Here is an 11334-nt window from a genome sequence, read left to right as displayed (position 1 = left end):
ATATTGTTACGATCACAAAACCAAAGCTGTAGACAAAGAGAAATGTATTGCGACTTTTGACAAGTGTCACACAAAAGAAAAAGTCCTGATCGCATGGATCAAGGCTAATAAGATTAAAATACTAAACAGCGGAATTAAGGTAGCTTAAAACAATTAAATATGGGCGATTGACTGTACGTCCTTGTCACAAGACAGAAATTTACCGCTAATGTGGTCGTTGGACTGCCTGGTAATGAAAGTCCTGATTCAAAAAGATTTACACCTGTAACTCCAAAGTCTGAAAATGATGTACGATTACAGGCTACGCTTGGTAATCAGAACCCCACGGGCTTGCCCGTGGGAGCAGTCAGATGAGTACCAAACCTGATATACCGCCTGAAGTTGAATCTTCTTTGACTCAGCGACTCAAGATATCAGAGACCAATGAGGATTTTGACAATCTAACTAACGATTTCAAGAGCCATCTTGTTTCGACATATTTAAGATAGATATGATGAAGCTGACAAAACTGGCGAGAAACACATTCTATAAATATAAAAAGGAATTGAAGACTAAGGCAGCGACAGTTTCTGAATCTGCATGATAGAAAGTAATATAAGAAGAAAATAAAGTATTTTTCATTGCAAACAACGCCAAAAACGACAAAATTAAATGTGTCGCGTTCAAAAATGGGATTTAAAAAACGTATGAGCGAGGAACCACAAATAATTTGTGGTTCCCTCGCTCATTTATTTAACATCTTCAGATGATTTAGAAGTAAAGCGGATTATCTTCATGCCAACGGTTAAGTTCTTTGTACTTCTTAACTCTTCTCTGATAAGAACGTATGCCGATTCCTGCGTAAGCTGCAGCTTCTTCGGATGTATGGGATTTTCTATAATTAAAGACATCCGAAACGGTCTTAGCCTGCCCTATCATCTTTTTTCTTCCGGCATTTCTCTTGGCAATATTGTTTACATATGACAGAACCACATTTGCCGATTCACCGGCAGAATTTAAAGTTAGATGTACTCCACTTTTTACTAGAAGAACGTTTAATTCTTCGATATCCTTTGCTAGCTCGGTTGTGTTTTTCTGATTCATTTCTTGAAGAACAATTTTCAGGCTGTATATAACCCCGGCTGATGGATCATTGGTTTTTGTAATCATGCTTTCCGTCCTCTCTTCTTCTTAGCGTTAAGAACCCCATCCTTTACATCTGACTCATTCACTACAGCAAGCTTTTCATCCTCGGAAATGTCATTATATACTGAGACAAACTTATTGATGAGAAGTTCAAGATTCTCAAGCTCCCTGTTATGGAAGTCATATTGGACTGATGTAGCTTTGTAGATTGTCTTAACAAGACTTGAGGTAAGGCTGTTAATACTCTTGAACTTGTCTTCTATAGCAAGCAGGGTGCTTAGATTTGGGATATTACTATAACTGCCGGCTCCGCTCCTCATATCTTCGTCTACGGCATCAAGTATCTCTTTTCGGTATAACTTTGATTTGCTCCTTGCCTGGGCAAGCTGGTTCTTAACGTTAGCGAGCTCTTTTTCGAGCAGCTTGTTCTGCTCTTCCATTTCCTTTAACTTCTGCTCATCCATATAATTAATCTCCTCTTTCATCAATCGGCATAAGGTATAGGCATCCTGTTCTGTAACAGTTATCATCTGGTATCTCAAAATAAAGTCATATACACAAAGCTGGACATCCGGCTTAACACATGAAATTAGATATGCTGCTCTCAGGCTCAACACTCCACTTTTAAATAAATTAATTAGAGGTGGCTCAAGGTGCCGGATGATACCTACGTATCTGTATAGATTCTGTGTTGACATAGGTATCAGTTCAGAAAGGACCTCAATGACACGCCGGTTGATATTGCCATCAATTAGGTTCGGATCTTTACCTTTGTCAGGAGCAATAGTCCTTAAGATAAGATCATACCCAAACTTTACTACCTGTATGATTGAAGACTCGTCTAAGTCTTCAATGTCAGTGTTCAGCAAAAATTCGAGAGAAGCTATTTCGGTTTCTGACAAACGACTGTCTATTACAATAGCCGGTATAGAATCGAAAACCTTTGCCAAAGGTAATCGCTCCTGCCCTTCTATGAGAATATACAGGCCGGTCGGAATCTTGTTTTTTCCGACATTGACCGTTTCCATTCTGACAATTACTGGTTTAAAGAATAATGAATAATTAGACGCTGAAACGTCATATTTAATTATGACGTTAGATGATTTTATTACTTCGTGATCTAAAAAAACCGGAGGCGTTCCAAAAATCGATATGAATTTTTTCAGTCGTCTGATGTCAATTTCAGCCTTCATAAAAAAATCACCCAAAAGAATTTTTCTAGAAAAATTATAAGTGAAATTTTGAAAAACGTCAAATTTAATATAGACGCGAATTATTAAAAAGAATCGTCGTAATTAATACGGCGATTCTTTGAATAGAAATATGTATATTTGTAAATATATACGAATATATGTAAATATATTTATATATTCACAATGGTGTTTCCGGAAATGGCTTCTCCGTTTTCTGCAAGATACTGTTCAAATTCCTTCTTACGAGCCTGGAGCTCATGAGCTATCATTGCCCTAACAAAAAAGTTTGTATTACGACCATAAGTTTCTGACATGAAGTCCATAAAACGCTTATCTCTCTCGTTAAGAACAAGAGGCATCGGTCTCTTCTCTGAGCCTATGAAATATGGCTCAACTTTGGGACCACGTTTTTTAGTCTTGGATGTAGTTTGTTGAATAATCCTTGATGTTGATAATGGTGTAGTTTCCACAACACTCTGTACTGGTTGGGAAATTGGCTCATCTACTCTCTTGGGAACAAGTGGAGTATTAATGACCGGCTCTACAGGCGGGTTAACATCATTCTTTACAGCTTGTTCCTGAGCCGGTTTTGTATCTTTTACTGGAGTTTTGTCTTGAGCTGGCACTGCTTTCTTAACGGGCTTAGGTGCTTCCTCAATAGGCTCTGGTACTGCTTCATTCTCTTCTTCCAATGCAGCTTTTTTATTTCTTGCCATCATTGTCTGCATGGCTGCGGGAACCTGGAACTCTTTTTTCTTTTTCTTCTCTGCGTTAATACTCATAGGTTTACCTCACATCCTTATCAAGTTTCTTTTCAAGATCCAGGAGTTCTTTTACAAAGTATTTGTAATCCATGGCTGCGGTAGAATCGGCCTTGTAGTCAAAAAGGTTCTGCATCTCGTTCTGTGCTCTTTTAACTTGTGTGGTCTTATGGATGATTTCCTTGAAGCAATAAATATTGTTCTCATTTGCGAAGTATTCAATACCTTCTGAATAGGTCTGATCGTTCTTGGTGTTAGATTCCACAATAGTTCTAAGAATTCCGGTTATCTTGAAATCAGGATGATTTTCCGTCATTCTGTACTTCTTTGCGAAATGATCAAGACGCTTCTGTAAAGAATCAAGTCCCTGATATCCATATACATCAAGAGTTGTAGGACATATTATCTGGGAATTTGGTGAAGCAAAGTAAGCATTCTTAACCATAAGGCTAAGTGAAGGAGGTGTATCGATGATAATGTAATCATACTCTTTCTTCATGTCACGAAGTGCCTTGTTAAGTGTTTTGATGTTATCGGAAACACCCATATAATCATCATCGGCACCAACAAGCTCAAGATCACCAGGAACAAGATCAAATCCGTCCTTTGTAGGCACTATTATGTCGTCCATAGTGACTTCTTCAGCATCTTCCTGGCCGGTATAATATTCAAAGATATCCCAAAGTGTTCGTATTTCGTTTGTGTCTACTCCACAGGTGAAAGTCGTGTTGAACTGTGGGTCGCAGTCAATGACAAGAACTTTCTTGTTATGGAACTTTACAAGTGCTGTTGCCATCTGGATTACAGTTGTGGTTTTTGCGACTCCACCCTTTAAATTATGTACTACGATAACTTTTGAATTCATTATCTGTGTCCTCCCATTGATGTTAAAACTGTATATATACAAATATATGTAAATATATGCAAATATCTTCCGAATACTTACAATATACCACAACAAGAAACTGAGTTCAATATATTTGAGAATATTTAGAAATATTAATGCATATATACGAATATATGTAAATATACACATATATTAAAATATATTTAGGCATATATTGAAATGTAATGATATCTTTATAAATACATGAATATATATTAGAATTTAAAAAAAGAACATATGTAAATATACGTATATATATATTATGTAAAGAGATATATTAAAATATACAAATTAGAAAATTTGTTAAATGATGGGAATATAGAAATATATACATATATACGTAAAATGGATAATTTTGTCTATAAGGTAAATAAATAGGAATATACTAATATATTTTTATTGTTTTGCTTTGAGATGTATATAATATAGAAATAGTTTCCTTGTTGATAACTGAATAAATACAAATATATATAAATATATGAATTTAATAATGCTTGAAAAAGCGCGAATATTTCATATAATTAGTTTAAGCACATTGTGAGCTATAATACTTGCAATTATTTCAGGATCAACACCGTTGATATATTATAAATATATACATATATATCAAATAAATGCTGGATTATTTGGACTTAAATAAAATCAAATATATATAAATATATGTAAATATATTAAAATGCAGTGTTCCATTGGCTAGTTATATAATGCATATAATGAAATATATACAAATATATATAAATATTTCAATAGATATTAAAATATCAGAATATTTTTAATACAAATATATAGAAATATATGTATTAAATTAATGTATATAAATATATTAATAGATATTTATAAAAATACTCAAATATATAAAAATATATCTATAAAAATAGAATATACGTATATGCTAATAAATATATAGATATATATGCAAATATATATGAATATATCCATTTAATCATTCGTCAGATTGAGTATTTTGAAATATATTGGAATATATGGGAATATATGAGAATATATCTGAATATATTAATATATATCTATAGTAAACAGGTATAAAAAACAGTTGATTATTAGAAGATATAATGTCAAAGTCGGATCCGGTAATGAAAGCTATATATTATGGAAAAGATTATGAATCATTGGCCAGTATATAATTAAACAAGAGACCATCAAATATATCGGTGATTAAGAAATAACTCTATATCATTTATATGTCTAGAATCTTATGTAACTTAAGCATTCATCAGAGGACTGGTTTTATAGTACGCGTTTAATTCTTTTGATTATGAGAAGAAGTGATTATACAAATATATATTTTTATGGAATATATGTAAATATATAAGAATATATACATATATTTATAATATAATCAAATAATCTTACTCTTAAGACTGTTAAGTAATAGTATTTCTAATAATATAAATTCTCACATTATTTATAAAATTACATGCAAATATAGTATATATGATTTCTTTAGGTGAAAGAGTAGTTGAGGAGTAGATATAGAATCCTGTCAATTCTGAACGAAAAATCATTACGAATACTATCCAAAATGTTTAAATATTCTTCTTGAGGAGCTTTAAAACAGCTCATGTTTCACGTTTACCTAAAATGACGAATTTAAATTTGACGTTTTAAGCTGCAGAAAGCTATTATCTGAGAAATCCCCTTCCATATTTAATAAAAACAGTAATATAAGTTGGAAGGAGAGAGACACAGAATATGGAAGCATTTAAAGATAACGACAGGCTCATAATGGTTCTTGGTGACGAGACATACAGAAGTTTTGAGTACAAGGGCAGGAAAGCTCTGGCCATTGAAAAGCCATGTAAAGAGCTTGAAAGTATAGTCTCTGAAACAACACAAATAGGAGCTGTGAAGTCTTTGTCGGCACCTGAACGAATAAAAGTAGAAAGAAAAGAAAAGGAAGAAGTAAAGATCGCTTTTGAAAAGGATATAGAGACCGCATCTGTTGCGGAGGTCGGGAACTTTCTTTTTAAACTAAGAAAGGATCCAAAAGCCCAGAAAATCATCGAAAGAAGATATGGGCATGTAACAATGGATTTTGTGATCCATTGTAAGGGCGAAAGAGAGCTAAAGGAGCTTGCATATGACCTTCTGTGAAGCAAAAATGGTTGCGGTTTCTCGCAGCCATTTTTTTATATATGACCTGGACATGTTTTCAGTTCTGCAAAGAAGACCAATATGTAACAACTCATTGTTAATTGTTTATCAATTTGTACATATAACATATTGTAACCCTGAACACAAAGGTCTAAAATTATATATGCATTGTTAAATAATTAACACTAAGGAGGCACATTTATTATGATGGGCAGGTTAAGAGCAATGCGCGAACCACTCAAGTACGTTCAGGGGCGAGACGCATTAAACAAGTTTTACGATGAGATGGGTTACATGGGCAAGCGTTGGCTGTTTGTATGTTCAAATAGCGGTTATAAGGCTTGTCACGACAAGATTGAGAAGAGTTTTGAAGGCCATGACGATTATAGACGTTATGAGATCTTCGGCGGTATCTCAAGCAATGGTGAGATCAAGAAGATGCAGGAGATAGTAAAGAACGACAACATTGACGTTGTTGTTGCTATCGGTGGCGGAAGTGCTGTTGATACGGCAAAGGCTACTGCTTACTATGAGGGCAAGCACATTGTCATAGTTCCTACAGTTGCTGCAACAGATGCACCTTGTACAGGTCTTTCAGTTATCTACAACGATGACCACAGCTTTGACAAGTATCTTTTCTATCCAACAAACCCTGATGCGGTAATTGTTGATTGTAATGTAATTGCAAACGCTCCGGTACATTTCCTTATTTCCGGAATGGGTGATGCTCTCGGAACATATTTCGAGGGAAGGGCTTCAATTCGTACAGAATCAGCAAGTCTTGAAGGAACCGGAATCACAAGAGCCGGTCAGGCACTTGCAAAGCTCTGTTACGAGACACTCCGTCAGTATGGAAAGCAGGCTATTGAGGCTTGTAAGCTTCATGTAGTAACGCCTGCTCTTGAGAATATTATTGAGGCTAACGTTTATCTTTCAGGTGTTGGTGCTGATAATGTTAACTGTGCAGCTGCACATTCCTTCTATAACGGTGTTACCGCTGTAGGCTGTAAGCATGCAGATCATGGTGATTGCGTAGCTCTCGGCACACTGGTACAGCTTGTACTTGAAGGTGCTACTAAGGAAGAGTTTGATGATGTTCAAAGCTTCTGCCTTGAAGTCGGTCTTCCTGTAACACTTGAGCAGATTGGAATTACATCTGAAGATCAGGTTAGGATTATTGCTGAAAATGCCTGTGTTCCTGGCGAAACTATCCATAATCTTGCAGGAGATGTTCAGCCTTGTGAGCTTTACGATGCAATCATGCAGGCAGATGCTATGGGTAGAATAGCTCTTGGCAAGTGATTTATTTTTAAAAGCGATTCTTAGAAATAATAAATATAATCATACGAAGAGGTTGAGAGGGATTAACAATCCATTCTCAGCCTCTATTTTCTTATCTGAGTTTTCTCTTTTCATAATTACATAGAAAGCAAATATAAGTAATAAAAAGGAGACGCAAAGATATGGAAAGAGATTATATACAGATGCTTGAATCGATACCTGACAAGCTGAGACTTGGGCTTCTTCATGTACACTCCTTATTTTCAATAAAGGAATCTACGCAATCCGTAGAAAATATAGTAAGGCGTGCAAAGGAATTAGAATGCCCTGCTATAGCATTATCAGATTTTGGCAATATGTTCGGGATGTATGAGTTTTACGATACATGTAAAAAATATGGCATTAAGCCAATACTATCGGTTGAAGCTTTTGTTAAATACGAAAAAGACATTCGAAGGCTTGTTATCATGGCCAAGAATGAAGACGGATTAAAGGCAATGTTTAGAGCAATTACAGCCTCAAACAGAAATATAATGACAGTAGGGAAAACAGAATATCCTCTAATGGATAAAGGCATCTTAACAGAACATTTTGGAAGTAATTCTCTAGGACATGGAAATGTCATAGTGACTTCATCCGGAATAGAAGGAGTCCTTGCAAAAACATTACTTGATGAATCGATATCTGCAAATGAAAAGCATATGGCTTTAAAAAGAGAATCCGATTGGTATCAAGATACCTTTGGAGTCGGCAATTTTTTCATTGAGCTTCAATATCATGGAGATGAAACTGAAAAGAAAGTCATGCCTGAACTGGCAAGGTGTTCTGAAGAATGGGATATCCCTCTTGTAATTTCTAACGAGCCATACATGACTAGCAATACTTCTGATGACGCAGTGGCAAGAGCTATTGTGCTGTCTCAGAAAAATAAGAAATGGAAAGATCTGACGGATACAGACAGAGAATTCTATATCAAGACTGACAAACAGCTTGTAAAAAGACTTGCTGAGATAATTCCTACGGAAAGTATTATTAAAGGCTACGGTGGTATACAAGAAATCGAGATAAAGTGCGAATGTACACTTACAAACGAGAAACATTACCCAGCTGTAACGGTTCCGGATGGATATACAAAAAAGACTTATGTTGAAGATCTTGTAAAAGAGGGAATCAATAAAAGATATGGAAAGGACCATGAAGCTTTATTTGATGAAAGAGCTAAAAACGAGCTTTCAGTCATAAATAAGCTAGACGTAAATGATTACTTCCTTATCGTTCAGGACATTTGCGACTATGGAAGACTGGTTGCAAAGCTAAATCTTGATGATGAAGAAGAGAAGGCTATAGCAAGAACTTTCGACAAAAAGGTGATTTCTGAAAAGGTAAAAGGTAGAGTCGGGGAAGGTGTAGGTCCAGGCAGAGGATCAGCCGGTGGCAGCATAGTTTCGTATGCGTTACATATCACGGATATAGACCCTGTGGCAAACGGACTATATTTTTCAAGATTCTTATCGTCTGAACGAACATCAATGCCTGATATAGACATTGATATAGAGACTAAGGCAAGACCATTTGTAATCGAGTATGTAAAACACAAATATGGAGAGGACTGCGTAGCCGGCATTATGACACTAGGAAAGTTCCAGGGAAGGTCAGCTATTAATGCCGCCGGAAAAGCACTTGCATACAGAAAAGGACTTAAATCAACGGAGTACGATTCATTATGCAGTTTAATCTCTGAAAAAGCGGAGGAACTATCCGGACAAGACCATCTTGATTTCACGATGGACTATAACGGGAAGGGTACTCTCGAACATGAGCTTCTGGAGATTTTCAGCGGGCAGGAAGATGCAGACTTTATTATACATGGAGCAAGACTTATTCAGGGCTCTATAAGTGCTAAAAGTCAGCACGCTGCGGGAATCATTATAACGGATGGAACAAATCTGACGGATATAGTCCCGCTCGTTTGGAATGAATCTTCCGGAATGATGAATATTCAGTGCGATAAGAATGAGGCAGAAAAACTCGGACTATTAAAGATAGACCTGTTAGGACTCAACACCTTAACCATAATCACACGTACGGAACGGATGATTGAAAAGACTCATGGATTAAAAGTGTGTCTTTCGGATATTCCTTTTGACAAGAGTGTAATGTCGAGTATTTTCCAGAAAGGAAATACAGATACAGTATTCCAGATGGAATCCAATGGAATGAAGAGTCTTAACAAACGATTTAAGCCGAGAAACCTTAAGGATATTGCTCAGGAGAACGCCATGTTCAGACCGGGTCCAATGCAGTTTATCGATTCTGTAATCGAAACGAGAAACGGTAAAAAGCCTGAGTATCTATGCCCTGAACTTGAAAAGATTCTCAAGGAAACTTACGGTGCAATAGTTTATCAGGAACAGATCATGAGGATCGCAAAAGAACTTGCCGGTTTTTCAGAGACTCGTGCTGATGGTTTCAGACAGGCCATGAGTAAAAAAATAAAAGCGAAACTCGAAGGAATGAGACAGGCTTTTATTTACGGAGACGAGGAGGCCCCCGGATGCATCGCAAACGGAATAGAAGAAGAAACAACAAAAAAGATATTTGAGCAGATGCTTGAATTTGCTAAGTACGCCTTCAATAAGTCTCATGCAGTTTCGTATGGGGTTTTAGCATACCAGACAGCATGGTTAAAATGGAATTATCCTGTTGAATGGATGTGTGCGAACCTAAACAGCGTGCCTACAGAAAGGTGGGTTAGATACTTTAAGGACCTTAAAGAACGTAATGTAAGAATCCTAAGACCAGACATCAATAAGTCGGGGATGGGATTTCTGATGGAAGGATCCGACATACGCTATGGTTTGTCCGGTATCAAGAATATTGGAGAAGGTGTACGGTATATCATTAAGGAAAGAGAAGATAATGGAGATTATTCCTCATTCCAGGATTTTATATTTCGTACAAAGCCGGATAAAACAGTACTTGAGATGCTGATAAATAGCGGCGCATTCGATAGTTTCTGTAATAACAGAAAGGCCCTTCTGACTCTTGTGCCAACAGTATTATCGTTGGTGAAGAAACTGAAGAAAGCTGAGACAGATCTGGTTGTTGCATTAGAAAGTGGTAATGTCATAAAGACAGAGAGCTGTATGGAGTCACTTAAATCTGTAAAAGGCGAAATGATGGAGCTTGAGATTAATGAAAACATACTTGAAAACATTGAAGAACGTTTCAATATTGAAAGGGAACTCTTATGTGATTACATAAGCGGGCACCCATTGGATGCTTATATCATGCCGAAAGGGTTATCTACCATTATTAAGATAGGCTCAGTCAAAAACTGGGATTCCGTCAAAGTGGCAGGTTTGATATCAGATCTTAAAGTGACGAAAAGAAGGTCGGACGGTGCCGAAATGGCAGGCTTCAACCTTTCAGACAAAACCGGAACCGTAAAGGTATGGTGTTATGCTAAAGAGTATTCTAAATTCAAAACTCTGATAAAAGAAAACACTGCGGCGGAAGTGGAACTCCAAATAAGACCGGATAATGGTAGGCAGAAACTTGTCATAACAACAATGAATGCTTTGTCACAGGCAAAAGATATCATCTGCATACGTATTAACAACATAGCAGAATGGTACTTCGAGAAACAGGATGCCATAAAGCCATATATAAGTAAAAATGGCAATCCCTGTATCATCATTGACGAAACATTCAATGAAAAAAGGAAATATGGTCATCCAATAAATCCCTGCATTGTAAGTTCAAAAAATTTCAATGCAGAAATAGTAAAAAAATAGCATATCTAAGAGACTGGTAGAAAAAGCCGGTCTCTTTTTTTGAAAATAAAACGTTTTACAGCACAAATATGAAACTTATATAAATTATCCCCTCACATAATTAATTTGAATCAATAAAAAAAGGAATATGAGCATAAAAAAATATGTGAGTAATATTCCAAACGAAGAAAGAGGTAAGA

Annotated in this window: 7 protein-coding genes; 3 read left to right on the top strand and 4 right to left on the bottom strand. The window is 36.1% G+C overall.

The genetic code is table 11. From position 1 onward, the window contains the following. Nucleotides 1-750: 750 nt before the first annotated feature. The 4 genes from BLV86_RS14550 to BLV86_RS14535 all read right to left on the bottom strand — a co-directional run bounded on the left by BLV86_RS14550 (nt 751) and on the right by BLV86_RS14535 (nt 3944). The gene (locus BLV86_RS14550) at nt 751-1149 is read right to left on the bottom strand and encodes a hypothetical protein (protein ID WP_090818908.1); all 399 of its coding nucleotides are present in this window, start codon (nt 1147-1149) and stop codon (nt 751-753) included. Then, nucleotides 1146-2075 (bottom strand): hypothetical protein, encoded by a 930-nt coding sequence (locus BLV86_RS14545; RefSeq protein ID WP_139297936.1) that lies wholly within the window; start codon nt 2073-2075, stop codon nt 1146-1148. The genes BLV86_RS14550 and BLV86_RS14545 overlap by 4 nt, the downstream gene beginning before the upstream one ends. Before the next feature lie 413 nt (nt 2076-2488). Continuing rightward, nucleotides 2489-3100 (bottom strand): hypothetical protein, encoded by a 612-nt coding sequence (locus tag BLV86_RS14540; protein WP_090818902.1) that lies wholly within the window; start codon nt 3098-3100, stop codon nt 2489-2491. Between the two features lie 4 nt (nt 3101-3104). Further along, nucleotides 3105-3944: a ParA family protein gene (locus BLV86_RS14535; protein WP_175456576.1), complete on the bottom strand. Its 840-nt coding sequence runs from the start codon at nt 3942-3944 to the stop codon at nt 3105-3107. 1731 nt (nt 3945-5675) lie between these two features. Between BLV86_RS14535 and BLV86_RS14530 the strand changes: the two genes are divergently transcribed. From BLV86_RS14530 to BLV86_RS14520, 3 genes are all read left to right on the top strand, one after another. Then, on the top strand, nt 5676-6077 hold the full coding sequence (locus BLV86_RS14530; protein WP_090818896.1) for a hypothetical protein: 402 nt from the start codon (nt 5676-5678) through the stop codon (nt 6075-6077). Nucleotides 6078-6284: 207 nt separating this feature from the next. Beyond that, complete coding sequence (locus BLV86_RS14525) at nt 6285-7379, top strand: glycerol dehydrogenase (protein ID WP_090818911.1); 1095 nt, start codon at nt 6285-6287, stop codon at nt 7377-7379. A gap of 161 nt (nt 7380-7540) precedes the next feature. Then, entirely contained in the window at nt 7541-11155 is a 3615-nt protein-coding gene (locus tag BLV86_RS14520; RefSeq protein ID WP_090818894.1) for a DNA polymerase III subunit alpha, read from the top strand. Nucleotides 11156-11334 lie beyond the last annotated feature (179 nt).

It is taken from the genome of Oribacterium sp. KHPX15 (assembly GCF_900107835.1).
GTDB lineage: Bacteria > Bacillota > Clostridia > Lachnospirales > Lachnospiraceae > Oribacterium.
Note: the sequence above shows the minus strand (reverse complement) of the source record. Positions and strands in the feature narration are given on the sequence as shown.

Coding starts and splice junctions, on each gene's coding strand:
- BLV86_RS14525 (WP_090818911.1), top strand. CDS start 6,285: ATGGGCAGGTTAAGAGCAATGCGCGAACCACTCAAGTACGTTCAGGGG.
- BLV86_RS14535 (WP_175456576.1), bottom strand. CDS start 3,944: ATGAATTCAAAAGTTATCGTAGTACATAATTTAAAGGGTGGAGTCGCA.
- BLV86_RS14520 (WP_090818894.1), top strand. CDS start 7,541: ATGGAAAGAGATTATATACAGATGCTTGAATCGATACCTGACAAGCTG.
- BLV86_RS14550 (WP_090818908.1), bottom strand. CDS start 1,149: ATGATTACAAAAACCAATGATCCATCAGCCGGGGTTATATACAGCCTG.
- BLV86_RS14530 (WP_090818896.1), top strand. CDS start 5,676: ATGGAAGCATTTAAAGATAACGACAGGCTCATAATGGTTCTTGGTGAC.
- BLV86_RS14540 (WP_090818902.1), bottom strand. CDS start 3,100: ATGAGTATTAACGCAGAGAAGAAAAAGAAAAAAGAGTTCCAGGTTCCC.